The sequence below is a fragment of the Streptomyces desertarenae genome (assembly GCF_042681365.1).
Taxonomy (GTDB): Bacteria; Actinomycetota; Actinomycetes; order Streptomycetales; family Streptomycetaceae; genus Streptomyces; species Streptomyces desertarenae.
This window is the reverse complement of sequence record NZ_JBHUFU010000008.1, coordinates 102818-129201: the sequence shown is the minus strand read 5'-3', so window position 1 is coordinate 129201 and position 26384 is coordinate 102818. Positions and strand designations below refer to the sequence as shown.

General features: G+C 75.2%; 24 protein-coding genes. 17 read left to right on the top strand and 7 right to left on the bottom strand.

Annotated elements, in window-relative coordinates:
* Positions 1-98 precede the first annotated feature (98 nt).
* The 3 genes from tap (at position 99) to ACFSJS_RS15225 (ending at position 4753) form a co-directional block, all read left to right on the top strand.
* Positions 99-2528 carry a telomere-associated protein Tap gene (tap, locus tag ACFSJS_RS15235; protein WP_380900534.1) on the top strand — a complete coding sequence of 810 codons (2430 nt, stop codon included), beginning with the start codon at positions 99-101 and terminating at the stop codon, positions 2526-2528.
* Positions 2529-2532: 4 nt separating this feature from the next.
* On the top strand, positions 2533-3090 hold the full coding sequence (gene tpg, locus ACFSJS_RS15230; protein WP_380900532.1) for a telomere-protecting terminal protein Tpg: 558 nt from the start codon (positions 2533-2535) through the stop codon (positions 3088-3090).
* A 247-nt stretch (positions 3091-3337) separates the two neighbouring features.
* Complete coding sequence (locus ACFSJS_RS15225) at positions 3338-4753, top strand: NADP-dependent succinic semialdehyde dehydrogenase (protein ID WP_380900530.1); 1416 nt, start codon at positions 3338-3340, stop codon at positions 4751-4753.
* 65 nt (positions 4754-4818) lie between these two features.
* Here the strand turns inward: ACFSJS_RS15225 and ACFSJS_RS15220 are convergent, their stop codons facing one another.
* A complete protein-coding gene (locus ACFSJS_RS15220; protein ID WP_380900528.1) occupies positions 4819-5280 on the bottom strand; it encodes an ATP-binding protein in 462 nt (153 codons plus the stop codon).
* A gap of 395 nt (positions 5281-5675) precedes the next feature.
* On the opposite strand from ACFSJS_RS15220, the gene ACFSJS_RS15215 reads away from it, so the two are divergent.
* Positions 5676-6533 carry a helix-turn-helix domain-containing protein gene (locus ACFSJS_RS15215; protein ID WP_380900526.1) on the top strand — a complete coding sequence of 286 codons (858 nt, stop codon included), beginning with the start codon at positions 5676-5678 and terminating at the stop codon, positions 6531-6533.
* Between the two features lie 58 nt (positions 6534-6591).
* Here the strand turns inward: ACFSJS_RS15215 and ACFSJS_RS15210 are convergent, their stop codons facing one another.
* Positions 6592-7617: a DNA topoisomerase IB gene (locus tag ACFSJS_RS15210; protein ID WP_380900524.1), complete on the bottom strand. Its 1026-nt coding sequence runs from the start codon at positions 7615-7617 to the stop codon at positions 6592-6594.
* A 190-nt stretch (positions 7618-7807) separates the two neighbouring features.
* Between ACFSJS_RS15210 and ACFSJS_RS15205 the strand changes: the two genes are divergently transcribed.
* Positions 7808-8893, top strand: a complete 1086-nt coding sequence (locus ACFSJS_RS15205; protein WP_380900804.1) for a glutamate--cysteine ligase 2 — start codon at positions 7808-7810, stop codon at positions 8891-8893.
* 87 nt (positions 8894-8980) lie between these two features.
* On the opposite strand, the gene ACFSJS_RS15200 is transcribed toward ACFSJS_RS15205, so the two are convergent.
* Positions 8981-9409, bottom strand: a complete 429-nt coding sequence (locus tag ACFSJS_RS15200) for a hypothetical protein (protein WP_380900522.1) — start codon at positions 9407-9409, stop codon at positions 8981-8983.
* A gap of 228 nt (positions 9410-9637) precedes the next feature.
* Here ACFSJS_RS15200 and ACFSJS_RS15195 point away from each other — a divergent pair, with 228 nt between their 5' ends.
* A complete protein-coding gene (locus tag ACFSJS_RS15195; protein ID WP_380900520.1) occupies positions 9638-10288 on the top strand; it encodes a hypothetical protein in 651 nt (216 codons plus the stop codon).
* Positions 10289-10338: 50 nt separating this feature from the next.
* Here ACFSJS_RS15195 and ACFSJS_RS15190 read toward each other — a convergent pair whose 3' ends face one another.
* Complete coding sequence (locus tag ACFSJS_RS15190; protein ID WP_380900518.1) at positions 10339-11100, bottom strand: ZIP family metal transporter; 762 nt, start codon at positions 11098-11100, stop codon at positions 10339-10341.
* 162 nt (positions 11101-11262) lie between these two features.
* On the opposite strand from ACFSJS_RS15190, the gene ACFSJS_RS15185 reads away from it, so the two are divergent.
* The 4 genes from ACFSJS_RS15185 (at position 11263) to ACFSJS_RS15170 (ending at position 18071) form a co-directional block, all read left to right on the top strand.
* Positions 11263-12918: a catalase gene (locus ACFSJS_RS15185; RefSeq protein WP_380900516.1), complete on the top strand. Its 1656-nt coding sequence runs from the start codon at positions 11263-11265 to the stop codon at positions 12916-12918.
* 157 nt (positions 12919-13075) lie between these two features.
* On the top strand, positions 13076-13348 hold the full coding sequence (locus ACFSJS_RS15180) for a DUF4235 domain-containing protein (protein WP_380900514.1): 273 nt from the start codon (positions 13076-13078) through the stop codon (positions 13346-13348).
* A gap of 82 nt (positions 13349-13430) precedes the next feature.
* Complete coding sequence (locus ACFSJS_RS15175; protein ID WP_380900512.1) at positions 13431-14609, top strand: MalY/PatB family protein; 1179 nt, start codon at positions 13431-13433, stop codon at positions 14607-14609.
* A gap of 249 nt (positions 14610-14858) precedes the next feature.
* Positions 14859-18071, top strand: a complete 3213-nt coding sequence (locus ACFSJS_RS15170) for a glycosyl hydrolase 115 family protein (protein ID WP_380900510.1) — start codon at positions 14859-14861, stop codon at positions 18069-18071.
* Positions 18072-18171: 100 nt separating this feature from the next.
* Here the strand turns inward: ACFSJS_RS15170 and ACFSJS_RS15165 are convergent, their stop codons facing one another.
* Positions 18172-19092 carry a DUF2637 domain-containing protein gene (locus ACFSJS_RS15165; protein WP_380900508.1) on the bottom strand — a complete coding sequence of 307 codons (921 nt, stop codon included), beginning with the start codon at positions 19090-19092 and terminating at the stop codon, positions 18172-18174.
* A gap of 365 nt (positions 19093-19457) precedes the next feature.
* Between ACFSJS_RS15165 and ACFSJS_RS15160 the strand changes: the two genes are divergently transcribed.
* From ACFSJS_RS15160 to ACFSJS_RS15140, 5 genes are all read left to right on the top strand, one after another.
* The gene (locus tag ACFSJS_RS15160) at positions 19458-20369 is read left to right on the top strand and encodes a glycoside hydrolase family 19 protein (protein ID WP_380900506.1); all 912 of its coding nucleotides are present in this window, start codon (positions 19458-19460) and stop codon (positions 20367-20369) included.
* 137 nt (positions 20370-20506) lie between these two features.
* Positions 20507-20920, top strand: a complete 414-nt coding sequence (locus ACFSJS_RS15155; RefSeq protein WP_380900504.1) for a hypothetical protein — start codon at positions 20507-20509, stop codon at positions 20918-20920.
* Between the two features lie 217 nt (positions 20921-21137).
* Complete coding sequence (locus ACFSJS_RS15150) at positions 21138-21443, top strand: hypothetical protein (RefSeq protein ID WP_380900502.1); 306 nt, start codon at positions 21138-21140, stop codon at positions 21441-21443.
* 49 nt (positions 21444-21492) lie between these two features.
* Entirely contained in the window at positions 21493-22023 is a 531-nt protein-coding gene (locus tag ACFSJS_RS15145) for a DUF1360 domain-containing protein (RefSeq protein WP_380900500.1), read from the top strand.
* Between the two features lie 120 nt (positions 22024-22143).
* Positions 22144-22647, top strand: a complete 504-nt coding sequence (locus ACFSJS_RS15140; protein WP_380900498.1) for an AAA family ATPase — start codon at positions 22144-22146, stop codon at positions 22645-22647.
* Positions 22648-22672: 25 nt separating this feature from the next.
* On the opposite strand, the gene ACFSJS_RS15135 is transcribed toward ACFSJS_RS15140, so the two are convergent.
* Complete coding sequence (locus ACFSJS_RS15135) at positions 22673-23944, bottom strand: cytochrome P450 (RefSeq protein ID WP_380900496.1); 1272 nt, start codon at positions 23942-23944, stop codon at positions 22673-22675.
* Between the two features lie 37 nt (positions 23945-23981).
* The gene (locus ACFSJS_RS15130) at positions 23982-24350 is read right to left on the bottom strand and encodes a hypothetical protein (protein WP_380900494.1); all 369 of its coding nucleotides are present in this window, start codon (positions 24348-24350) and stop codon (positions 23982-23984) included.
* Between the two features lie 176 nt (positions 24351-24526).
* Here ACFSJS_RS15130 and ACFSJS_RS15125 point away from each other — a divergent pair, with 176 nt between their 5' ends.
* Complete coding sequence (locus tag ACFSJS_RS15125) at positions 24527-25504, top strand: SDR family oxidoreductase (protein WP_380900492.1); 978 nt, start codon at positions 24527-24529, stop codon at positions 25502-25504.
* 55 nt (positions 25505-25559) lie between these two features.
* Positions 25560-26333: an alpha/beta hydrolase gene (locus tag ACFSJS_RS15120; RefSeq protein WP_380900490.1), complete on the top strand. Its 774-nt coding sequence runs from the start codon at positions 25560-25562 to the stop codon at positions 26331-26333.
* Positions 26334-26384: the final 51 nt, after the last annotated feature.

Genomic DNA, 26384 nt, shown 5'->3' with positions numbered 1-26384 from the left:
CCGGCGGCCGTACCCTCCCGCCCCTCGCAGGACGGGAGGGTACGGGCGCTGCACGGGCCCTCGCGTGCGGAAAGCTAGGCTCGGACGCGGAGGTGCCCATGCCCAACGAGCGGGATCAGCTACTGGCAGCGGTGGACGCCCTGTTGGCCCGCCCCAACGAACTCCCGCCCCCCGCCGAGCGCAAGCGGCTGCGCCGAGCAGCCGGAGTGTCCCAGGGCGAACTGGCGGACGTCTTCGGGGTGCGCAGGGAGACGGTGCTCGGCTGGGAGAGCGGCCGCAGTGAGCCGCGCCCCCCCAAGCGCGAGGCGTACGCGCGGCTGCTGGAGGGCTGGGCCGAGAGGTTCCCCGGGGAGGACGCCGGAACGGGCGGAGCGGAAGCCGCCCCCGCCCCCGGGGACGCTTCCGGGGCGCACCCGGCCCCCGGGGCGCACTCCGCGCGGGTGCCCGAGGCGGCGCCGCCCCCGGCCCAGGAGCCCCCCGTCCCCGCCCACGCCCACGTTCCTCCTCCCGCCCCGGCCGGGGCGGACCGCACCGGGAGCGGTGAACTCGTGACGGGCCCGCCGCAGCCGTGCGTGCTGTGCGGGCGGCCGACGCCCTACCGCGCGGCGGGCCGGCCCCAGCACATCGGCGGCTTCTGCCGCACCGCGGCCGCGCCGGCTCCCGCCCCCGCGCCGGCTCCCGCCCCCGCGCCGGCTCCGGCTCCCGCGCCCGCGCCGGCTCCCGCCCCCGCGCCGGCTCCCGCACCGCACGCCGCGGAGGCGCCGCCCGCCCCGCGGCGGGCGGCGGGCCCGGCAGGGCGCGGGGAGCCCAGCGGCACGTCCCGCCGCGCGCCCCGGAGGCCGGCGCGCCCTGCTGCGCGCCCCGCCCCCGCGGCGCCCGGCCCCGCCTTCCCCGGCGGACCCCTGGCCGTGCTCGACGGGGACGGCGCCGCCCACCTCACCGACGGCCGCGTCCTCGGCTGCCCGGCGCGGACCGTCCCGGAACTGGCGCAGTGGGCGCTGACCGGCGCCGGGCTCGGCTCGCCCCGGCTGCACCGCTTCGGCAGGGACGCCGACCCGCTCGTCGTCCTCACCGCCGCGGCCGCCGCACGGCTCGGCCTGCCGGCGGAGCTGGAGGACCGCCGAGGGCTGCGGCTGCCCGGCTCCCACCCCGTCGTACGGCAGCTCACCGAGGCCGGGTGGCGGCTCACCCGGCGCGGCTTCGGCCCCTGGGCGCGCGTCTACCGCCCCGCGGAGGGCGGCCGGCGCCACTGCGTGCAGCTCGCCGTCCTCCCCTGGGGTGCGCTGGACACCCGTTCCTGGGGGGACGCCGCGAGCTTCCCGCCGGAGGAGCTGGCCCGGACCCTGGGCGCCTACGCCGCGCGGGTGCTCACCCCCTGCGGTTCCACCGCCGTCTGCGGTCTGGAGCTGATGACCGGCGTGCGCCCGCCCACCCGCGCGGCACGCGACGGGGCCACCGGGGCGTGGGTCTCCGCACCGGTGCCCGGCTCGCTCACCGCCCCCGTGGACCCCGCGCCGCCCGAGGCACCCGACGAGCACCCCGTCGCCGCCGGCCGCGCCCCCGGCGACGTGCTGGACGAGGAGGCGTACGAGTGGGTCCGCGACCCCGCGCTCCTCACCGGTGCCGAGCGCGCCCGCCCCTGGGCCGTCGGCATCGACGTCAACACCGCGTTCCTCGCCGCCGCGAGCCGGCTGGCCGTCGGCCTGGGCCCGGCCGTCCACGCCGTCTCGCCCGACTTCGACCGGAAGCTGCCCGGCTGCTGGCTGGTCGACCTCTCACACGTCGAGCTGGACCCCCGGCTGCCGAGCCCGTTCACCCCGCACGGCGGCCGCCCGCAGGGCCCGGCCTGGTACGCCACCCCCACCGTGGCCTACGCCGTCGAGCTCGGTGCCGAGGTGCGGCCGCTGGAGGCGTGGGTGCGGCCCGACCACGGCCCCTACCTGGATCCGTGGCACGCCCGGCTGCGCGCCGCCTACCTGGAGACGATGGCGGCCCTGGGCGTCACCACGGACCTGGACGAGTCCGCCTACCTGGCCGCCATGGAGGGCCACAAGGCGGCCGACCGGGGCGAGTCCGCCGTGCTCTCCGCCGTCAAGGCCACCGTCAAGGGCGGCATCGGCAAGCTCCGCGAGCGTCCCCAGGGCCTGGGCTACCGGCCCGGTGAGCGGTGGCCCGCACTGGAGCGCCCGACGTGGCGCCCCGACATCCGCGCGGCCGTCATCGCCACCGCGCGCGTGAACATGCACCGCAAGATGGCCAGGACCGCGGCGGCCGCCGGGCTGTACCCGCTGGCGGTGCTCTCGGACTGCGTGGTCTACCCCGGCGACGGCCCCTCCCCGCTGGAGGTGCTGCCCCGCGCCGGGGACGGCGGGCCGGTCCCGGGCGCCTTCCGGCTCGGGGTCTCGCCGGGCATGGTCAAACACGAGGGCACCCGGCCGATGGCCTGGGCCCTGGAGCTGATGGAGGCCGGGCACAACCCGGCCCGCCACATCAAGGACGGCGTGGACGCCGTCGCCGAGGGGGAGTGAGACGGTGGGGAAGATCGCCGACGGGCTGGAGGCCGCCGACCTGAACGTCCTCACCCGGCCCATCCCGAAGACCGCGGGAGCCCGGATGCGGTTCCTGGTGCGGCAGGCCAGGGGGTCGACCAAGGCCGTGGCCCAGCGGCTGGGGGTCTCCCAGCGCACCGTCCAGCGCTACGTGGCCGGGCAGCGCAAGCACCCGCCCAGGGAGCTGGCCGAGGCGCTGGAGCGCGAGGTGCGCAAGGAGTGGCAGCCCAGGGTGCGGCGGCGGGCGGAGAAGCGGGCCGCGACCAGCACGGGCATCGCCGTCGAGGCGCGGGCCCGCTTCGGCTTCACCGCCGCTCCCGGCTCCACCGACGACGGGCGGATGCGCCGCATCACCCAGCACCTCCCGCCCGTCTACGCGCAGCGCCTGTTCGAGGCGCGGGCCGCCGGGGCGGGGGAGCGGGAGCTTCGAAACATCGTCGCCGAGGGCCTCCAGGAGGTCTACTTCAAGGACGGCGGCCGCCGGGCGCAGGACCTGGTCGTGGAGTTCACCGACATCGACTACGTGGAGATGAGCTACTAGGACTTGTCCGGCCGATGGGGCGCCGCCCGCTCACCCGGCGGGCGGCGCCCCTTCGGCCCCCGGGCCCCGGCCGCCGGCGCCGCGGCGAGCCCCCGGTGCCGCCCCGTCCCTCCGCGCGCCGTCGACTGAGAGCGCCGTCCGCGGGTACGCGGGCCCGCGGACGAAGAACGGGAGGAGCGGCCGGAGCGGCCGCCGCCGTCCCGCACGGGCGGCCGCGCGGCCGCCCGCCACGCCAAGGAGGGACCCCATGCCCATCTCGACCACCAACCCGGCGACCGGGGAGACGCTGGAGACCTTCGAGGCCATGGACGCGGAGGAGGTCGACCGGCGGCTGGAACGCGCCCGCACGGCCTTCGAGGAGTACCGCACCACCGGCTTCGCCGAGCGCGCCGAGCTGATGCGCCGGGCGGCCGACGAGCTGGAGAAGGACCAGGACGAGATCGCCCGGACCGTGACCACCGAGATGGGCAAGCCCGTCGCCGCGGCCCGCGCCGAGGTCGCCAAGTGCGTGAAGGCCATGCGCTGGTACGCCGAGCGCGCCGAGGGGCTGCTGGCCGACGAGCACCCCTCGCAGGGGGACGTCGAGGACAGCGGCGCCACCACCGCCTACGTCCGCTACCGCCCGCTGGGCCCGGTGCTGGCGGTGATGCCGTGGAACTTCCCCCTCTGGCAGGTGATCCGCTTCGCCGCGCCCGCCCTGATGGCGGGCAACACCGGGCTGCTCAAGCACGCCTCCAACGTGCCGCGCACCGCCCTGTACCTGGAGGAGCTCTTCCGCCGGGCCGGATACCCGGAGGGCTGCTTCCAGACCCTGCTGATCGGCTCGGGCGAGGTGGAGGGCGTGCTGCGCGACCGGCGCGTGGCCGCCGCGACGCTCACCGGCAGCGAACCGGCCGGGCGCTCCGTCGCCTCGATCGCCGGCGACGAGATCAAGAAGACCGTCCTGGAGCTGGGCGGCAGCGACCCGTACCTCGTCCTGCCCTCGGCGGACGTGGCGAAGGCGGCCGAGGTCGCGGTGGCCGCCCGGACCCAGAACAACGGCCAGTCCTGCATCGCCGCCAAGCGCTTCATCGTGCACCGGGAGGTGTACGAGGAGTTCGCCCGCCTCTTCACCGACGGCATGAGGGCCCTGAAGATCGGCGATCCGATGGACGAGTCGACCCGGATCGGTCCGCTCTCCAGCGAGCGGGGCCGGGCCGATCTGGAGGAGCTGGTCGAGGACGCCCGCAAGCACGGCGCCACGGTGCTGTGCGGCGGACGCCGGCCGGCGAGCCACCCGGCGGGCTGGTTCTACGAGCCGACCGTGCTGGCGGACATCACGCCCGCGATGCGGATCCACCGGGAGGAGACCTTCGGCCCGGTGGCCACCCTCTACCGGGTGGCGGACCTGGACGAGGCGATCGAGGTCGCCAACGACACCGACTTCGGCCTCAGCTCCAACGTCTGGACGCGGGACCGGGCGGAGCAGGAGCGCTGCGTGCGGGACCTGAGGGCCGGCGGGGTGTACTTCAACGGCATGACCGCGTCGCACCCGGCGATGCCCTTCGGCGGGGTGAAGCGCTCCGGCTACGGCCGTGAGCTGTCGGGCCACGGCATCCGCGAGTTCTGCAACGCCACCACGGTGTGGCACGGCACGCCTCCGGACGTGCCCGCCGCCGAGTGACCGCACGGCGGGCGGACGGGGCGGCGGCAGGGACGTTCCGTCCCGCCCGCGCCGGCCGTCCGCCGTCAGGCGCCGGTCAGCCGCAGCTCCGCCCAGACCACGCGGCCCCGCGTCCCGGGCCCGGGGACGTCGCCCCAGGCGTCGGCGAGCGCGTCGACGAGCTGGAGCCCCCGCCCGTTGGTGGCGTCGACGCCGGCCGAGTGCGCCGCGAGGCCGCGCGTCCCGGTGCCCTGGTCGCACACCTCGATGCGCAGCCGGTGCTCGCCGTGCTGGAGGCAGCAGAGGATCCGGTCGCTGGCGGTGTGGACCACCGCGTTGGTGACGAACTCGGAGACGACCAGCTGGGCGGTGTCGACGACGTCGGACGGACAGCGCCACCGCCGCAGCCACTCGGCGAGCAGGTGCCGCGCCACGCAGACGGAGGAGCGCTGGGCGGGGACCTCGAACTCCGCACGGTGCGGCGGCCGTGGGACGTGCACGGCCGGGAGGGCGGGCGCCCTGCGGGCGGAACGGGGGAGAAGAGCCATCAGCGGCTCGCCTTTCGTATGCCGGTGGGCGGCGGGGGCGGCGCTGCCCCGTGTCCGGCGCCGGGCCCGCACCGGGCGGCGGCGCCCGGAAGCGCCTGCTGACCAGTCACCGAGTCCAGCAGCACACCGCGGCAGACGGGGACGGCGAGGGGGCGGGCCCTGCGGGGGAGAGGCGAGGACCCGGGTGCCGGGACGGTTCGACGTCGGCGCCGCCGCGTCGTGAACTGGATCACCCGGCTACTATGCTCGTCGCTGTCCGCAAAAGGCAAGAAGAGTTCTGCAAATTGCAAGATTTAAATCTCATCCTGTCTGTTTCGTCGAGGCCGGTCTGGCTGCCCCGGCGAGGGCATGGCACACTGCTCTGCCTGTGAGGCACAGGTGGGGAAGGAGAGGCCATGGGCGAGTCCCGGTCGGCGCCGACCGTGGGACAGATCGTCCTTGGGTTGCGCCTGCGTGACCTGCGGGAACGAGCGGGATGGTCGTTCGAGGCGGCTGCCCGGGTCCTGAGCGTCACCACCTCCACCGTCCGCCGCATGGAGAAGGCCGAGGTGGGCCTGCGCCCCCTGTACGTCAAGGCCCTGCTGGAGAGCTACGGAGTCGGGGAGGACGAGGTCGAGGCGTTCCTCGCCCTGGTGGAGAAGGCCAACAAGCCCGGCTGGTGGCACCGCTTCCGCAGCGTCCTGCCCGACTGGTTCAGCCTGTACGTGAGCCTGGAGAGCGAAGCGAGCCTGATCCGCTCCTACGAGCCCCACTGCGTCCCCGGCCTGCTCCAGACGGAGGACTACGCCCGCGCCCTGCTGCGCACCGGCTTCCCCGGCGCCGACGAGGAGGAGCTCGACCGCCGGGTCGCGCTGCGCATGGGGCGCCAGCAGCTCCTGGCCAAGGACGACGCCCCGCGCCTGTGGATGGTGCTGGACGAGCAGGTGCTGCGCCGGCCGGTCGGCGGCGCGGACGTGATGCGGGCCCAGATCGACCGGCTGATAGAGGAGAGCACCAGACCGAACATCAGCGTGCAGATCATGCCGTTCGAGGCCGGTCCGCACCCCGGGATGTTCGGGCCCTTCCAGCTCTTCAGGTTCAGCTACCCCGAGCTGCCGGACGTCGTCTACACCGAGAGCCTGACCGGCGCGGTCTACATCGACGAACGCCCCGAGGTCACCGCCTACCTCGAGGCCCTCGACCGCATGGTCACCCAGGCGCTGCCGGTGCAGGAGACCCAGCGGGCCCTGCGGGAGCTGCGCGAGCGGTACTGAGGGCGGCCGCGGGACGGACCCGGCCGCCCGCGGTCCGGGCCGGCGTCCGCCCGCCGCCTCAGCCCGCCGGCGGGCGGCCGGTGCGCAGCATCCGCAGCACCGCCTCCTCGACGGCCCCCTGCGTGGCGGGCATCCCGAAGGCGGCCCCGTCGCCGAGGCGGTGCAGGACGGGCGCGATGGTCACGCCCTCCTCGTACAGCTCGACCACCCGCGGGTTGACGTACGAGGCGCGGCACACCGCCGGGGTGTTGCCCAGGTACTCGGAGACCTCCCGCATGGCGCGCGCGACCGCGCGGCGCCGCGCCGTCTCGTTCCTGCCGGCGAACCGGGAGACGGCCAGGGCGACGGCGGCCAGCACGGTCCCGTGCCAGGTGCGGAAGTCCTTGGCGGTGATGTCCACCCCGCCCAGGTCCTTCAGGTAGGTGTTGAGGTCCTCGCCCGTCACCTCGCGCCACGCCGGACGGTCCCAGTAGGACAGCAGCCGCTCGCCGCCGCCGCGGCGCCGCTTGAGGGCGCGCACGGCCCGGCAGGTCGCCGGGTCGGCCACCGCCCGCACGATCTCCCTGCCGTGCTTGCCGGTGTAGGAGAACGTCACCGTCCCGCGTCCGCACTCGGCGTGCTCGCGCAGCAGGGTGGTCAGGCCGTAGGAGTTGTTCAGCTCCGCGTAGCGCTCCCCGCCGACGCGGAAGAACCCCAGGTCCAGCAGGCGGGCCGCGGTGCCCAGCACCCGCTCCCGGGTCAGGCCGCGCAGGCTCGTGTGCGCCTCGGCCGCCTCGCGGATGCGCGGCAGCGCCTCGGCCACGTCGAGCACGTGCTCGTGCTTGGCCTGCTCCTGCTCGGCTCGGAATCCGGGGTGGTACAGGTACTGGCGGCGGCCGGCGGCGTCGGTGCCCACCGCCTGGAGGTGGCCGTCCGGTTCGGGGCAGATCCACACGTCCCGCCAGGCCGGCGGGATCACCAGCGCCTTGATCCGATCCACCTCCGCCCGGTCGCGCAGCGGACGCCCGGAGGCGTCGAGGTAGCGGAAACCGCGGCCGCAGCGCACGCGCGTGTAACCGGGGCCGTCGGGCGTGGTACGACGCATGAGTGAACGAACCTCCCTGCCCCCCGCGGCGGAGTCGTCCATGGCTGCCCGCGGGTGGGGAGGGTCTCCTTCCCGCTCCCCGGCCTCCTATGACCGCACTCCCGCCCCCTCCCGGCGCCGCGGTCCGGTCCGGGCGCGTACTCCGGCCGGGCCGGGGCATCCGCTGGGCGGACGACCGCCGGAGGAGGCCCTGGTGAAGAGAAGCGTTGGCGTGGAGGAAGAACTGCTCCTGGTGAGCGCGGACGGCGGCGAGCCGCAGGCGGTGTCGGGGGCGGTGCTGGCCTCCGCGGACGAGGCCGAGGAGCTGGAGAAGGAGCTCCAGCGCGAGCAGGTGGAGACCGGCACCCGTCCCCGCACCGAGATGGTGGACCTCGCGGTGGAGGTGCGGCGCTGGCGCGGCGCGGCGTCCCAGCGGGCCCGCGCGGTCGGCGCCGAGGTCGCGGCGCTGGCCACCTCGCCGCTGCCGGTCGACCCCTCCCTCAGTCCCGGCGACCGCTACCGGCGGATGGTGGAGGAGTACGGGCTGACCGCCCAGGAGCAGCTCACCTGCGGCTGCCACGTGCACGTGGGCGTGGAGTCCGACGAGGAGGGCGTGGCGGTGCTGGACCGGATCCGGCCGTGGCTGGCCCCCCTGCTGGCGATGAGCGCCAACTCGCCCTTCTGGCAGGGCGAGGACAGCGGCTACGCCAGCTACCGCAACCGGGTGTGGGGCCGGTGGCCCTCGGCGGGGCCGGTGGAGGCCTTCGGGTCGGCCGAGGCCTACCACGAGCGGGTGCGCACGATGATCGCCACCGGGGCGCTGCTGGACGAGGGGATGGTCTACTTCGACGCCCGGCTGGCGCGCAACTACCCGACGGTGGAGGTGCGGGTCGCCGACGTCTGCCTCGACGCCCGCGACACGGTGCTGGTCGCCGCCCTGACCCGGGGGCTGGTGGAGACCGCCGCGCGCGCCTGGCGGGAGGGCGAGCCGCCCGCCGCGGTCGACGTGGGCCTGCTGCGGCTGGCCGCCTGGCGTGCGGGCCGCTCCGGGATCTCCGGCGACCTGGTGCACCCGGAGACCTTCGAGCCGGCCCCCGCGCGGGCCGTCGTGGAGGCCCTCGTCGAGCACGTCCGCCCGGCCCTGTCGGATGCCGGGGACCTGTCGCTGGTGGAGGAAGGTGTGGCGGAGCTGTTCCGGCGGGGCAGCGGCGCCGACGCCCAGCGCGCGGTGTGGGAGGAGTCCGCGGGGAACCTCGGGGCCGTGGTGGCCGAAGCCGTACGCCGCACCGTGGCCTGAAAAGACTCCGTTCCCCGGGGGGACGGACCGGCCCCGGCCCGTGCCCGCCGGACCCCGTTCCCGCGGGACGCGGGTCCGCCGGGCGGCTCAGCGCTTGGCGGCGTCCTTGACCATCGCCAGGGCCAGCACCTTCTGCTTGATCCGGCCGATGCACTCCTCGCAGGCGTGGAAGACGGTCGTCCCGCCCCGGTGCCCGACCTCGGCGAGCGGGACCAGCGGGACGTCGCCGCGCCCGCACCACAGCCAGCAGACGGCGTCCCGGTGGGAGGGGCCGTCCTCCCGCACCTGCTCCTCCAGCCTGCCGATGCAGTCGTCGCAGGCGTACAGGGGGGCGTGGGTGCCCCACGAGATGACCGGCCCGAGCCAGAGCACCGCCGTGTCGGTCCGCTCGCACCACAGCCAGCACTCCCCGACCACCCACGCGGCCCGGCCGTCCCCGGCGGCCGGTTCCGGGCGGGCGGCGGCGTACCCGTCCGGGGCGTCGTGCCCCCTGCCTGCGCCGATCCGGGTGAGCACGGGAGCGGCCTCCTCTCGCCTCGCGGGGGAACGGCTGCCCGCACCGTGCGGTCCCCCGCTCATGCCTACCCCGGATCGCCCGGCGAGGACAGCGGAACTTTGGCCATCCCCCGGTGTGCGCGCCTGGGCGTCTCGGAGTGCCCCGAGCACCGGAACCGGCAGCCGCCACCTGCGCGTCCACCGGTCGTGGCCGCCAGGGGGGCGGCCCGTGACAGGGGGTGCACCACCGTGTTTCGGACATCCAGGAGAACGCCGGGCCGGGCCGTCGCCGCAGCGGTGCTGGCGGTGGCCGCACTGGCCGCGTGCCAGCCGGAGGACACGGCCGCTCCCCAGGCGTCCCCGTCCCAGGCGGCCCGGCAGCCGTCGGAGACCTCCCCGCCGGAGGAGCCGGCGCCGGAGGGCTCCGCCGCGCCGGAGGGCGGACGCAGGCTGGTGGACGCCGAGGTGGCGGGCGGGCTGCGCCGGCGCGACGGCGACGGCGCGGTCACCGACGTGCCGGTCGACCCCGGGGAGATGAGGGAGGGCATGACCCTGGTCGTCACCCACTTCGCCGACCCCGACGGCGGCGATCCGATCCTCTTCGAAGGCGTCGACAACGTCCCCGAGGACACCAACAGGCGCCGTGAACACCTCTTCCGGGGCATGCTGGAGCACATCGGGTGGGATCCGGAGCTGGGGCAGCCCGAGGCGCAGCCGGTGGCGGACCCCGGTCCGCTGGGCGGCTCGGTGGAGTGCCTGCTCGCCTCCCTCGCCGAGAGCGGCAACGTGGTCTGCGGCTGGGCCGACGAGGGCACCGCCGCGGTGGCCCTCTTCCCCGACAGCACCCTCGACGAGGCCGGGAGGCTGTTCGTGGCGATGCGCGGCGACCTGGAGCGCTGACCGGTGCGCCGCCGGCCCGGCACCGCACGCCGGGCCGGCGGCGCGTCCGCTCACGCCCGGGAGAGGGCGAAGGAGACCAGGAAGCCGGCGACCACGATCAGGCCGACGGCCTGGTGGGCCTCCTCGAAGGCCTCCGGGATCATGGTGTCCGCGACCATCGTCAGGATGGCGCCCGCCGCCACCGCCGTCACCGCGGCCACCGCGGAGGCCGGCAGGGCCCCGGCGACGGCGCTGCCGACCGCTGCCGCGACCATGCTCGCGGCGGCGATGGAGCCCCACAGCCCGAAGACGTAGCCCTTGCCGCGGCCGGCCCCGCGCATCCCCGCCGAGCTGGACAGCCCCTCGGGCACGTTGCTGATGAACACCGCCGCGACGGTCACCGCGCTGACCGCCCCGCCCTCGGCCGTCCCGAGTCCGATGACCGCCGACTCCGGCACTCCGTCCAGCAGCGCGCCCAGCGCCAGCGCCAGCCCGGAGCCCGCCTGCTGCCCCTCCGAGGGCTGACTGCGCCCGCGCACCTGCCCGGACCGCTTGCGGTGCCGCGCCCCGCGCCGGGCCAGCAGGACGTTGCCCGCCGTGTAGGCGGCCGCACCCGCGACGGTGCCCAGCACCAGCGGCAGCATCCCGGAGCGGTCGTACGCCTCCAGGGCCAGCTCGAACGAGACCGCCGACAGCAGCACGCCCGCGCCGAAGGCCATCACCGACGCGACCACCTGGTGGGGGATCCGCAGCGTGTACCCCAGCACCGCGCCCAGCAGCAGCGCGGAGCCCGCCAGCAGTCCCCAGCCTCCCGCCTCCAGCACGTCGACCATGGGGGCGCGCGTACCCGGAACCGGCCGCCCCGCACCCGCTCGGACGCCGGACGGGTGCGCATCCGTTGGCCGAGGGGAGGTGCAAAAGGGATGGAACGGGGTACAGCCACTCGGGCGCGGCGGGCCCTTGCCCGCGCCAAGCCGTTCGAAGGAGAGCAGTACGTGACCGAGACAGCCAGGCGGGGAGACACCCAGGGCAACGGCCAGCCGGTGCTCACCAACCGGCAGGGCCACCCGATCCACGACAACCAGAACCAGCGCACGGTCGGCGCCCGCGGTCCGGCAACGCTGGAGAACTACCACTTCCTGGAGAAGATCAGCCACTTCGACCGGGAGCGCATCCCCGAGCGGGTGGTGCACGCGCGCGGCGTGACGGCCTTCGGCTTCTTCGAGGCGTACGGCTCCTGGGGCGACGAGCCCATCAGCCGCTACACCCGCGCCAAGCTGTTCCAGGAGCGCGGCAAGCGCACCGACGTGGCCGTCCGCTTCTCCACGGTCATCGGCGGCCGCGACTCCTCCGAGGCCGCCCGCGACCCCCGCGGCTTCGCGGTGAAGTTCTACACCGAGGAGGGCAACTGGGACCTGGTCGGCAACGACCTGGGCGTCTTCTTCGTCCGGGACGCGATCAAGTTCCCCGACGTCATCCACGCACTCAAGCCCGACCCGGTCACCTTCGAGCAGCGGCCCGAGCGGATCTTCGACTTCATGTCGCAGACCCCGGAGTCGATGCACATGCTGGTGAACCTCTTCAGCCCGCGCGGCATCCCCGCCGACTACCGGCACATGCAGGGATTCGGCGTCAACACCTACAAGTGGGCCAACTCCGACGGCCACACCGTGCTGGTCAAGTACCACTGGATGCCCAAGCAGGGCGTGCGCAGCATGACCGAGGAGGACGCCGCCAACGTCCAGGCGGACAGCCTCGGCCACGCCACCAAGGACCTGTACGAGGCGATCGAGCGGGGCGACTACCCCGAGTGGGAGCTCCTGGTCCAGATGATGGACGACCACGAGCACCCCGAGCTGGACTTCGACCCGCTGGACGACACCAAGGTCTGGCCGGAGCAGGAGTTCCCGCCCAAGCCGGTGGGCCGCATGGTCCTCAACCGGATGCCGGACGACTTCTTCACGCAGAACGAGCAGATCGCCTTCGGCACCGGCGTGCTGGTGGACGGCCTGGACTTCTCCGACGACAAGATGCTGGTCGGCCGCACCTTCTCCTACAGCGACACCCAGCGCTACCGGGTGGGCCCCAACTACCTCCAGCTGCCGGTCAACCGGGCCAAGGCCCCGGTGCACACCAACCAGCGCGGCGGGCCGATGGCGTACGAGGTCGACCCCGGGGGCGAGAACCCGCACGTCAACTACGAGCCCTCGACCCTGGGCGGGCTCGTGGAGGCCGAGGGGCCGGGCTACGGGGAGCAGGGCCCGGAGATCCGCGGCCGGCTGACGCGCAGCCGCATCCCGCGCACCAACGACTACCTCCAGGCCGGCCAGCGCTACCTGCTGATGGACGACTGGGAGCGCGACGACCTGGTCAAGAACTTCGTCAACCAGCTCCGGCAGTGCCCGCGCCACATCCAGGAGCGGATGGTGTGGCACTTCCTGCTGGTCGAGAACGACCTCGGCCTGCGCGTCGGGGAAGGGCTCGGCATCTCCCCGGAGGACGTGGCGCACCTGGAGCCGCTGCCGAACCAGACCCTGACCGACGAGGACCGCAAGCGCCTGGGGAACCTGGGCAAGAACCCGCCGCGCGACGTGGCCGGGCTGACCATGACCCACTGCGTGCCCGACGAGCGGCACGTGGTGACGCGCTGAGCGCGGCCCCAGGCGGCGCGCCGGACCCGGCCGGGCCCGGCGCGCCGCCGCCGTGTAGCGGCTCGTTCGCGGGGAATCCGTGGAGCACCCGAGTCCCGGCCCCCGCAGTGGCCGGGGCGCACGAGTCCGCCGGAACCGGTAGGAGAGAAACCCGGTCATGAAGAAGAGGAAGCAGAAGCTGCTGTACAGGCCGGTGGGTCTCGCGCTCGGTGCCCTCAGCGGCGCCATCGCGACCGCCGCCTTCAAGCAGGCGTGGAAGGCCGTCAGCCACGAGGACGACGCCCCCGACCCCGGAGACGAGAACCGCAGGCTGAGCGAGATCCTGCTGGCGGCCGCGATCCAGGGAGTGATCTTCTCCGTGGTCCGGGCCGCGGTGGACCGCGGAGGCGCGGTGGTCGTCCGCAAGGTCACCGGCACCTGGCCGGGGTGAGCCCGGCCGGGTACCCGGCGCGGGGCGGTGGGCCGTACGGTTGTCCGTACGCCCCACCGCCCTTTCCCGGAGGTGCCCCGTGATGCTTCCGCCTCCGCACGCGCACGGTCCCGCGGGGGCGTCCGACCCCCTGAGCGCCCTGGGCCCCCGGGAGCTCAGGCGGCGCACCAGCGCCAAGTGGCGGACGTACCCCGAGGACGTCCTGCCGCTGTGGGTGGCGGAGATGGACGCCCCGCTCGCCGGCCCCGTGGCGCGGGCGCTCACCGAGGCGGTCGCCCTGGGCGACACCGGCTACCCGTCGGGCACCGGTTACGCGGAGGCGCTGGCCGGTTTCGCGGCGGACCGCTGGGGATGGCGGCCGCCGGTGGAGCACACCGCGCTCGTGCCCGACGTGATGCTGGGGATCACGGAGGTGCTGAAGCTCGTCACCGGCCCCGGTGACGCGGTGGTCGTCGATCCGCCCGTCCACCCGCCCTTCCGCGCCTTCGTGGAACACCTGGGCCGCCGGATCGTGGAGGCACCGCTCGGCACGGACCTGCGGCTGGACCACGGGGTGCTGGAGGAGGCGTTCGCCCGGGCGACGCAGCGGGGGCGTCCGGCGGCCCACCTGCTGTGCAGCCCCCACAACCCCACCGGTACCGTCCACACCCGGAGCGAGCTGGAGCGGGTGGCCGCCCTCGCGGAGCGGTACGGGGTCCGCGTCGTCGCCGACGAGGTCCACGCGCCCCTGGTGCCGTCCGGCGCCGAGCACGTGCCCTATCTCTCCGTCCGCGGCGCCGGGCGCGGCTTCGCGCTGATGTCGGCGTCCAAGGCGTGGAACCTGGCCGGTCTCAAGGCGGCGGTGGCGGTGGCCGGCCCGGAGGCCGCCGGGGACCTGGCGCGGATGCCCGAGGAGGTCGGGCACGGGGCGAGCCACCTGGGCGTGGTCGCCCACACCGCCGCCCTGCGGCACGGCGGGGAGTGGCTCGACGCCGTCCTGGCCGCACTGGACCGGAACCGGCGGCTGCTGGGCGAGCTGCTGGGCCGCCACCTCCCCGGGGTGCGCCACCGGCCGCCCCAGGGCACCTACCTGGCCTGGCTGGACTGCCGGGGGCTCGGCCTGGGGGACGACCCGGCCGCGGTGTTCCTGGAGCGGGGCCGGGTCGCGCTCGGTTCCGGCCCCGACTTCGGCACGGGCGGCGCCGGCCACGCGCGCCTGAACCTGGCGACCTCACCCGAGGTGCTCGCCGAGGCCGTGCGCCGGATGGCCGCCGCGGTCTGACGGTCCCGCGGTCCGGGGCGGCCTGCCGTTCCCGCGGAGCCGGATCTCCGGCGAAAGTTTTCGGAAGCAGCGGGCCGGCGGTTCCCCGTGTTCGTCGGCCGGCCTCGTTCACGCGGCGGGAACTTCCCGGATACAGAGCCTTGACCTGAGCATGCCCCGGTGATTTCCTTTCCGGAACCATTCCGGAAACGATCGGCGCGCCAACCTCTTCCGTACTCTCCCGTCCCTTTCCTCGCGGAGATTGAGCACATGAGAAGGCCCATCACCGGCCCGCAGGACCCCGAGAACGCCAGTCGGCGGACGTTCCTGAGCCTGTTCCCCCTGACCGCCGCCGCCACCGCCGTACCCGCCGTCACCGCCCCCGTCGCCGCCGCCGCGGCGGACGGGGGAAGGGGGCACGGCAGGCCCGGCGGCGCCCACGACGCCTACATCGCCTTCTCCCGCAAGCCCGGGAGCTTCCCCCTGGTCGCCGGGGGCAGGGCCGCCACCGTCGTGGTCAGCGCCGGCGACCACCCCGGCGTCCTGAGGGCGGTGGAGGACCTGCGCGGGGACATCGAGCGCGTCACCGGCGCCTCCCCCGCCGTCAAGCGCGGCGACACCCCGCCCCGGCGCTCCGAGGTGGTGATCGTCGGCACCCTCGGCAGGAGCCCCCTCGTCGACCGGCTGGTCGCCGACGGCAGGCTGGACGTCTCCGGCATCGCCGGGAAGTGGGAGACCACCCTCGAACAGGTGGTGGAGGACCCGTTCCCGGGCGTCCGCCGTGCCTTCGTGATCGCCGGCAGCGACCAGCGCGGCACCATCTACGGCATCTACGAGACCTCCCGCCAGATGGGTGTCTCGCCCTGGCACTTCTGGGACGACGTGCCGCCGCGCCGCCACGACGAGCTGCACGTGCTGCCCGGCCGCCACACCCAGGGCACCCCGGCGGTGAAGTACCGGGGCTTCTTCATCAACGACGAGAACCCGGCCCTGGGCACCTGGGCCCCGGAGTACTTCGGGCCGGGGAAGGCCCCCGGCTTCCCCAACGGCTTCAACAAGGAGTTCTACGCCGCCGTCTTCGAGACCATGCTCCGCCTCAAGGCCAACTACCTGTGGCCGGCGGTGTGGGGCCGCGCCTTCGCCGAGGACGACCCGGCCAACCACGCCACCGCCAAGGAGTACGGCATCGTGATGGGCACCTCCCACGAGGCGCCCATGATGCGCGGCATCGAGGAGTGGAACCGCCACGCCGTCCCCGCCAGGCGCGACGCCGAGGGCAACATCACCGAGCCCGGCAGCGACCCCTACGGCGGCACCGGCGAGTGGAGCTTCCGCCGCAACCGCGAGGCCATCGAGGCGTACTGGGCCGACGGCGTCCGCCGCATGGTCGAGGAGGACTTCGAGGGCGTCGTCACCCTCGGCATGCGCGGCAACGGCGACGTCAGCCTGCCCGACGGCGACGGCATCGACCTGATGCAGTCCATCCTCGACAGCCAGCGCCGGATCCTGTCCGAGGTCACCGGGAGGTCCGACGTCACCGGCATCCCCCAGGTGCAGACCCTCTACAAGGAGGTCCAGCGCTACTGGGACAAGGGCCTGCGCCCGCCGGAGGACGTCACCGTCGTCTTCTGCGACGACAACTGGGGCAACATGCGCAAGCTGCCCGACCAGTCGCTCCCGAAGCGGTCCGGCGGCTACGGCATGTACTACCACTTCGACTACGTGGGCGTCGGCCGCAACTACAAGTGGGTCGACACCGCCAACCTCGTCAGCACCTGGGAGCAGCTCCACCTGACCTACACCTACGGCGTGGACCGGCTGTGGGTGGTCAACGTGGGCGACCTCAAGGCCGAGGAGATGCCCACCCAGTTCTTCCTCGACTACGCCTGGGACCCCGGGCGCTGGACGCTGGAGCGCCTGGGGGAGTGGGAGCGGCGGTACGCCGAGCAGAGCTTCGGCCCCGAGCACGCGGCGGAGATCGCCGAGATCCTGCACGCCTACGGCTTCCTCCAGGCCCGCCGCAAGCCCGAGCTGCTCAACCGGCGCATCACCCTGGATCCCGCCAAGGACCTGTCGAAGGACGACGCGGCGGTCGTCTACGACGACCAGGCCAGCCCGTACCACCTCAACCACTACGGCGAGATGGCGCGGGTCACCCGGCAGTGGCGGGAACTGGCGCGCAAGGCCGAGCGCCTCGGACGCAAGCTCCCGCGCGACGACCAGGACGCCTACCACCAGCTCGTCCTCTACCAGGTGAAGGCCACCGCCAACCTCTACGAGCTGCGCGAGGCGGAGTTCACCAACCTCCTCTACGCGGCCCAGGGGCGCGCCGCCACCAACCGCTACGCCGACCTCACCGACGCCCGCTTCGCCGACGACCAGGCGATGTCGGACCACTACAACAACATCCTCGCCGGGGGGAAGTGGAAGGGCTTCCAGACCCAGCCGAAGATCGGCTACGGCGACGTGGAGCGCTACGGCCCCGACGCGCCCTGGCAGCAGCCCCAGACCCCGAACCACGTCGCCCTGCCCGACGAGGTCTTCCCGGCGGTGAAGCGCATCGAGCTGCCCGACCGGGCCGAGATGGGTGTGGCGGTCGACGGCTCCGACCTGTGGTGGCCCGAGGCGGGCGGCACGGCGGTGCTCCCCGCCTTCAGCCCCTACCAGACCCGCCCCGACCAGTACATCGACGTCTTCAACCGCGGCACCCGGCCGTTCGACTACCGCATCACCGCGGCCGAGCCCTGGGTGCTGATCGACCGCGCCCGCGGCCGGGTCGAGGAGGAGGTGCGCGCCACCGTGCGCATCGACTGGAAGCGGGCCCCCAAGGGGCTGACGCGGGTGCCGATCACGGTCCACGGGCCGGACGGCGCCGCGGTGGAGGTCACGGCCGTGGTGGAGAACCCCGCGCTCCCGCGCCACCGGCTGCGGGGCTTCGTCGAGGCGGGCGGCTACGTCTGCATGGAGGCCGCCCACTGCACCCGGGCCGTGGGCGGCGCCGGGGTCCACTGGAAGCGCCTGCCCGACGCCGGGCGGGACGAGGACGGGATGGAGCCCTACCCGGTCACCGCGCCCAGTCGCACGCCGGGCGGCCGCGGGCCGCGCCTGGAGTACGAGATGACCCTCACCACGGCCGGCGAGGCGGAGGTCTGGGTGTACCTGGCGCCCCGCAACAACGTGCTGCCGACGGAGGGCCTGCGGTACGCCGTCTCGATCGACGACGCCGAGCCGCAGACCGTCAACGTCACCACCGCCACGGGCGCGGACGACACCTACATGAACAAGCGGTGGGCGCGGAACACCTCCGACAACGTCAACCGGACCTCCACCCGGCACCGGATCGACCGGCCGGGCGTCCACACCCTGAAGCTGTGGATGGTCGACCCGACCGTCGTCGTCCACCGGATCGTGGTGGACACCGGCGGCCTGGAGCCGAGTTACCTGGGCCCGCCGGAGAGCATGCGGGCCGGCCGGCGCCGCTGACGGGCGGGTCCGCGGCACGACGGACCCGGCCGGGTGCCCACCGCGGGCACCCGGCCGGGTCCGGTCGTCCCGCCCGCCCGCGCGGCGGACGGCGGGGCGGTCAGCCGCGCCCCTCCGGACGGCGCGCGGTCCGCTTTCGGGGGAGCGGACCGCGCTGCTGCGGCAGGGGGGCGGGGCGGCGGGGCAGCGCGTGCCGGGGCTGGGTGAGGGTGATCTGCCCGACGAGCTGGTGGAAGCAGGCCAGGGCGGTGATCGGGGGGAGGCCGGCGGCCGCGATCCCGGCCAGGGTCCTGGGGGCCTCCGCCACGCACAGGGCCACCGCGACGGTCGAGAAGGCGATCACCACGGCCCAGGAGTGCCGCACCCGGCGGCGCAGCACGGTGGCGCGCAGGATCGACAGCGAGCCGGCGAGCCAGGGGCCGTAGATCAGCAGGGGCCACCACCGGGCCAGGTCCGAGGGGACCCCGGGCCCGGCGACCTGGCGCAGCGGGTCGTAGGAGACCAGGCCGCCGAGCACGCTGACCATCGCCACGATGCCGGCCGTCAGCGCCGCGATCGCGAAGCTGAACATGTGCAGCCAGGACACCTCGGAGCGGTGCGGGGTGCGGCGCCTGCGGCGGTGGCGGCGGTCGGACCTCTGCCGCGTCGGCGAGCGGGCCGGGGCGGGCTCGCCGGAACCGTCCGCCGGCGCTCCCTCGTCGGAGGGGTCGAAGCGGCGCAGCACCCAGGTGGCGTCGTCCGCCCTGCCCTCGGGCTGCGGCGCGGACGGCTCCTGGGGCTGGTGCGGGGCGTGCTGCCCGGCCGGGTCGTGGAGCCGGCCGGAGTCGCGGAGCAGCTTGGCCAGTTCGGCCTCGAAGTCCCAGGAGGGGTCCAGGAGGTCCACGTCCGGCACGGCGGGGTGACCCTGCTCCGGCGCGGGGGCCGGGACGAACTCCGGGTGGCCGCCGGCGGGCCGGTACCCGTTCTGGGGGCCGCCCGGCGCCATGCCGTAGGGATCGTAGTACTGGCCCGGGTCACCCATGGCAGCCCCGTCCGGCGCGGCGGGGCGCTGATGCGGAAAGCGGATGTGGTGGAGTCACGTCCACAACAACGAGCCGGAAACCTGCCGGAAGGGCGGCATTCGGGTGAAGCCGTAAGCCATACGATCACGGTGAACGACCTTCACGGTGAATGAAAGTCGGGTGAGCGTTCCTCATATCGTCCCATGGTCCGCATGCCCCGGCGTCCCGTGTGCCCCGTGCTGTCCCCGGGTGTCCGAAGCCCTCGGGGGCGTCCGTGCCCCACGGGCGGCGGATCGGCCACCGGCCGCTCGAATCCGGAACACCTTTGGTCTATACCTTGACTGGTACATACCAACACGCTTGAGTGGTGGCGACCCATCCCCCCATGCGAAGGGACGTTCAGGTGCTACGAAAGCGTCTGCTGGCGGGCGTCGCCGCCTCCGCGCTCGCCGGTGCCCTGGCGGTCGCCCTGCCCGCGACCTCCGCCTCGGCGGCCGACTGCGCCCCGGCCTGGAACTCCTCGACGGCCTACTGGGGCGGGGACACCGTCTCCCACAACGGCCGCAACTGGTCCGCCAAGTGGTGGACCCAGAACGAGGCGCCCCCCGGGAACACCGGCGTCTGGGCCGACCAGGGCGCCTGCGGCGGCACGACCCCGCCCACGGACCCGTCCCCCTCGGGCTTCGTGGTCAGCGAAGCGCAGTTCAACCAGATGTTCCCGAACCGGAACTCCTTCTACACCTACCAGGGCCTGAAGGCCGCCCTGAGCGCCTACCCCGCCTTCGCCACCACCGGCAGCGACACCGTCAGGAAGCGGGAGGCCGCCGCCTTCCTCGCCAACGTCTCCCACGAGACCGGCGGCCTGGTCCACATCGTGGAGCAGAACACCGCCAACTACCCCCACTACTGCGACGACAGCCAGCCCTACGGCTGCCCCGCGGGCCGGGCCGCCTACTACGGGCGCGGTCCGATCCAGCTCAGCTGGAACTTCAACTACAAGGCCGCGGGCGACGCCCTGGGCATCGACCTGCTCCGCAACCCGTACCTGGTGGAGCGGGACGCGGCCGTCGCCTGGAAGACCGCCCTGTGGTACTGGAACACCCAGAGCGGTCCGGGCACCATGACCCCGCACAACGCGATGGTGAACGGACACGGCTTCGGCGAGACCATCCGCAGCATCAACGGCTCCCTGGAGTGCGGCGGGCGCAACCCCGCCCAGGTGCAGAGCCGCATCAACAACTACCAGCGGTTCGTGCAGATCCTGGGCACCACCCCGGGCAGCAACCTGAGCTGCTGACGGGAAACCGCCCCCCGGGCCGCCGAGCCCGCCGCGCACCGTCCTCCCCGGCGGTGCGCGGCGGCCGGCGGCCTTTCACGTGAAGGATTGCTCCTACCCCTATCCTCCGCCGCCCTCCCCCGGAATACTGCCGGGCCATGACGCTCACGGACGACCGCATCACGGCCGAACGGCTCGAGGAGCTGCTCGGCGACGACTCCGTCCCCCTGGCCCACCGGGCGCTGTGGCTGCTGCTGTGGGAGTGCGAGCTGAAGGTCCTGGACCTGCTCTCGCTGGAGACGGGGGACGTCGACCTGGCCGGCCGGCGGGTGACCGGCGTGTCCGGCAGAGCCGTCCCCGCGGACGAGGGAGCGCTCAGCGGCCGCGCCGTGGAGCTGCTGGCCGGACTGATCGGCGCCCGCGCCACCGGCCCCCTGCTCGCGGTGGGCGGCCGGTCGCTGGGCTGGGAGGAGGTGGTGCGGACCGCGGAGGAGCGGGGCCACGGCATCCACGCATTCCGTACGGGCGGCAAGCTCCAGCGCCGCGCGGACTCCCCGGCCGCAGGGGAGTGAGGCGCCCGGCGTCCGGCGGACGGGGCGCACCGGGCGGCCGCCGCCCCCGCCGGGGCGCCGCGTGCCTACCGGGGGCGGGCCGGGTCCCGGCCCGGCGCCGCGGAGCCTGCGGCAGGGCGTGAGCGGATCGCACCGGGGAAGCGCCGCGCCACCCGCCCACCACTCCGGGCACCGCGGGGAGGGTGTGGAGGGGGCCGCAGCGGGAAACCCGTCATCCGTGCCAGTACGCAAACGCTATGCAGTGGCGGCCTCGGGCCGGTGGACCGACGAGGAGGACAACGTCCGCCTGCCCGCGGGAGAGGTGCACGCCTGGGAACAGGGCACCAACCAGACCGTGTGCGGCCTGTCCCTCAGCAGGTCGCGGCTCGGCCGCTTCCCGCACGTGGAGTGGACCGACGTCATACCGGAGTCGGGTGGTGCGGCCGACCGGGTCCAGCGCCTGTGCCCGCGGTGCGCCTCGGTGGCGGGACGCAGAGGGGCCGACGCGCGCCCCCGATGGCGGCGCGTCAACCCCAGGCCCTGAGCGGACCGGCGGAGCGGCACACCCACAGCCGGTGACGAGGAGGAGACGGATGAGTGGTGCGATGGACCAGGCCGCCGAGACGGTGGGCCGGGTCACCGGCGCCGACGGGTACGCCGAGGAGGGAGAGGTCTCCCTGCGCGGACTGACCGTGCTGGCGAGCGTCTACGCGAGCGGCGTCGGCCTGTTCGCCTGGCGGATGAGGGCCTCCGGGCGGCCGCTGCCCGAGCGGGTGCCGCCACTGGACCTGCTGCTGATGGGAGTGGCGACCTACCGCAGCTCCCGCCTGCTGACCAAGGACAAGGTCACCAGCTTCCTGCGGGCCCCCTTCACCCGGCGCGCCGGGAGCATCGGCGGGGCGGAGGTCATGGACGAACCGCGCGGCCACGGGGTGCACCGCTCCGTGGGCGAACTGCTGGCCTGCCCCTTCTGCGTCGGGATGTGGATCGCCACCGGTCTCACCATGGGCTACGCCACGGCGCCGCGCGCCACCCGCCTGGTCGCCTCGTGCCTGACCACGGTCACCGCCTCCGACTGGCTGCAGTACGCCTGGAGCCTGACCCAGCAGAAGGCCGAGGGCTGAGGCGGTGGCCGGCGGCACGGCGCGGTACGCCGGAGCCCGGCGCGGCGGGGTGCCGTGACGCCGTCCGGGCCGCCGTCCGGAGGGGAGCCCCCGGGGCCCGGCCCCGGGGGCTCCCCTCCGGTGCTCGCCGTACTGGTGGGCCTGCAGGGGGCGGGCAAGACCACCTTCCGCGCCCGTGCGTTCCCCCGGGACTCCGTCGTGGTCAGCAAGGACCTCTTCCCGCGCTCGGCCCGGAACAAGCAGGGCCGCCAGCTGCGGATGGTGGCCGAGGCGCTGGAGCGGGGGAGCTCGGTCGTCGTCGACAACACCAACCCCTCGCCCCTGGAGTGGGCGCCGCTGATCGCAGCCGGACGCGCCCACGGGGCGCGGGTGGTGGCCTACTGGTTCCCGCCGGACGTACCGGGCGCCCTGGCCCGCAACGCCGCCCGGCAGGGCCGGGAGCGGGTGCCCGAGGCGGGGTTCTTCGACACCCTGAGGCGGCTGCGCAGACCGGGCCGGTCCGACGGGTTCGACGCGGTGTGGGAGGTGCGCGTCGACGGCCGCGGCGGGTTCGACGTGCGGCCCGCCGACGGGACCGGGGAGGCGGGCGGGCGCGGGGCGGCCCGCGGCGGCGACGGGTGGTGAGCGTGAAAGCCCGGAGGGCTCGCCGTCAGCCGCCGTGCGGGCGCACGTCCGTGACGGCGAAGCCGCTGCGCGGGCGGGTGGGGACGCGCCGCAGCGGAATGCGCAGATCCTGCTCGGGGACCTCGTACGCCAGCCGCGCCAACCGCACCGACAGGGCCCGGAGCAGGGCGATCGTGACGTCCTCACCGGGGCAGCGGTGGCCGGCCGCCGGGTCGCCGCCGCCCTGGGGGATCAGCTCGTCGCGCTCCACCGGCCGGTCGAGGAACCGTTCCGGGACGAAGGAGTAGGGCTCGTCCCACAGCCCGGCGTCGTGGTTCTGCCCGTGGATGTCGAGCAGGACGAGCGCTCCGGCGGGGATCGGGCGGCCCCGCCACGACAGGTCCCGCACCGCCAGGCCGCCGATGAACGGCGCGAACGGGTAGAAGCGGCGCACCTCGTGGACGAACGCCTCGGCGTACGCGCCCCCGGTCTCCCGGTCCTCCCGGCGGGCCTCCTCGACCAGGCGGTCCCGGTGCTCCGGCCACCGGTGCAGCGCGTGGGCCGCGAAGGCGACGAACCAGCAGACCGCGACGGTGGGCCGCAGGACGTTGAGGATCTCCACCGCGGCCGTACGGGAGTCCAGCGGCTCGCCGTCGGCGTCGCGGTGCCGCGCCACCACGTCCACCACCGAACCCTCCGGCACGGCGGCCGATCCGTCCCGGACCTCCTCCACCAGGCGGGCCAGCCACCTCTCCCGGCGGCGGCGCGCCGCACGGGCGCGCCAGTGGCGCGGCCCCACGGTGGCGAAACCGTCGACCATGGCCACCAGGTCCCGGGAGAGCGGCCCCGCCCCGGAAGCGGGAAGCGGTACGCCGGACCACCGGCAGACCGCCTCGGTGAGCACCTCGGCCGCCGAGTCGAACAGCACCACGCGCCCCTGCCCGGCCCACCGGGCGGCGGCCGCGTCCCACGCCCCGGTGGCGTGGCCGACCAGGTCGCCGATCCCCTCGCGCGAGGTCAGCAGGGACAGGAACATCGCCTTGCGCACGCGGTGCGCCTCCCCGTCCAGGGTGTGCACCGCGCCGTGCCCGAACAGGGTGCTCCTCACGGGCTCGGGCAGGGCGCCGTGCCGCCGCACGTTGCGCTCGTCGTAGACGAACCGCACCGCGTCCGGGCCGCGCAGGGCCACGGCCCGGCGGCCCAGCAGCCGGGCGCGGACCAGGGGGACCGCGGCGCGGCGCATGCGGTCCGGCAGCCAGCCGTACCCCCGGGCGAGGAGGGACGGAGTGCTGTCGGCGATGGGGCGGGGGAGGCTCATGCGACGCGCGTGCCCCGGCCGCGGTGCCCGAAACGCGTCACCGGCCCGTGCCGCCGGAGCCCTCCCCGTCGTCCCGGTCGACCGTCCCGGCCGGGTCCTCCTCGGTGACCGACCTGCTCGGCGGGGTGTGGGCGGGGCCGGCCGGCTGCCCGCCTCCGGTGGTCCCGTAGCTGCCGGAGAGGCCCGGCGGCATGTCGGCGTCCGCCTCCTCCCGGCTGATGTGGCGCCGGGCCCGTACGTTCGCCCGGCGCTCGGGGTAGGGGTAGTCGAAGGGGCGGGACTCCTTCCGCCGCCGCTCCTCCTCCCGTATCTCGCGGACCCGGTCCCCGTCCGCGTCCCAGCGGGACGCCCCGGAACCGGTTCCTTCGTGCTCCCTGTCGCGGTTCGTGTCGTTTTCTCCTGCCATGCGGGGGTGTCTACCCGTGGGCGGGCCGGGCATGTCCGGCCCGCCCACGGGTACACCGGCGCCGGACGGCGGGACGGACCCGCCGCAGCGGACGGGGCCGGGCCCGCCGGGCCCGGCCGCACGCGCGGTGAGCGCGTGACCGGCGCAGGACGGGACGGACACGAGGAGGCCGGCGCATGCGGGTACGCGGTTCTGTGGTGGTGGTGACCGGCGCGTCGAGCGGTATCGGACGCGCCACGGCCGAGGCGTTCGCCCGGAAGGGCTGCGCGGTGGTGCTGGCGGCCCGCCGCGAGGAGGCCCTGGAGGAGGCCGCGGAGCGCTGCGGGAGGCACCGGGGCGCACGGACCCTGGTGGTGCCGACCGACGTCACCGACGCCGGGGCCGTCCAGGAGCTGGCCCGGCGGGCGGTCGAGCGCTTCGGGCGGATCGACGTGTGGGTCAACAACGCCGCCGTCACCGTCTTCGGGCCCTTCCTGGACACCCCGGTGGAGGAGATCCGCAGGGTGCTGGAGGTCAACGTCATGGGATACGTCCACGGCGCCCGCGCGGCCCTGGGGGTGATGCGCGAGCAGGGGCGGGGCACGCTGGTCAACGTCTCGTCCGTCGTCGCCGCCCTGCCCCAGCCCTACACCCACGCCTACGGCATGTCCAAGGCGGCCGTCCGGGCGCTGGGCACCAGCCTCCGGCAGGAGCTGCGGCTGGACGGGCTGCGGCGCGTCGCGGTGTGCACCGTGCTCCCGGCCACCATCGACACCCCGCTGTTCGACCACGCGGCCAACCACACCGGGCGCAGGCCGGTGGCCATGCCGCCGGTCTACACCCCCGAGCGCGTCGCCCGCGCCGTCGTCGCGCTGGCCGGTTCGCCGCGCCGGGAGAAGGTCGTCGGCCCGGCGGGACGGCAGATGATCATGGAGGCGAGGACGATGCCGGGCGCGGCCGAGCGGATGATGGCCTTCCAGGCCGACCGCACCCACCTCTCCCGCCACGAGCCGGGTCCGGACACCGGGGGCAACCTGTTCGCCCCGCTCCCCGGCGAGGGGGCGGTGCACGGCGGCTGGCACGGGCGGCGGCGCACCGCCGCGCGGCGGCTGGCCACCGCGGCGCTGCTGACCGGCGCGGTCCTGGGCGCCGGACGGCGGTTCGGCGTCCGCTGAGGGACGGCGCCGCGGCGGGAACGGCGGCGCGACCGGAGAACGGGAGGAGCGCACGGTGGACAGGACACCGCGGCAGGCGGCCGGGACGGGCGCGGCCCCCCGGCGGGCGGGCCCGGAACGCGGACTGCCCCACCCGGCCGTCACGGAGGACGCGCGGCATGGGCGGCTCACCGCCCGGCCGTCGGCCTCCCCGGCCGGCGAGGGGGAGCCGGGCACGTACCGGGTGGCGGGCGAGGCGCTGCTGCGCGTCCCGCCGGCGCCGGGGGACCGCGCGGCCGGGCGGCCGTACCGGCTGGTGACGGTGGTCCACGGAGCCGGGGGCACGGCGGAGCAGGCCCTGTCCTGGCTGCTGCCCCAGGCCGGCTCCGCGTCACTGCTGCTGCTGGCCCCCCAGGCGGCCGGCAGCACCTGGGACGTCGTCCGCGAGGGCTACGGCCCGGACGTGGCCCGGCTGGACGCCGCCCTCCACGACGTCTTCCGGCGCTTCCCGGTGGACCCGGCGGGGGTGGCGGTGGCCGGCTTCTCCGACGGCGCCTCCTACGCGCTGTCGCTCGGGCTGGCCAACGGCGACCTGTTCGGCGCGGTGCTCGCCTTCTCACCCGGTTTCATGGCGCCGATGGTCCACCACGGGCGCCCCCGGATCTTCGTCTCGCACGGCCGGGCCGACCCCGTGCTGCCGGTGGGGCAGTGCAGCCGCCGCCTGGTGCCCGAACTGGCCCAGAGCGGCTACGCGGTGACCTACCGGGAGTTCGGCGGCGGCCACGAGGTGCCGCCCGGCACCGCGACCGAGGCCCTGCGGTGGTGGGCGGACGGGCTGCGCCGGACGTGACCGCGGCCGTGCGGCGGGGGCGGCCCCGGATGGGACCATGGCAGGGTGCCG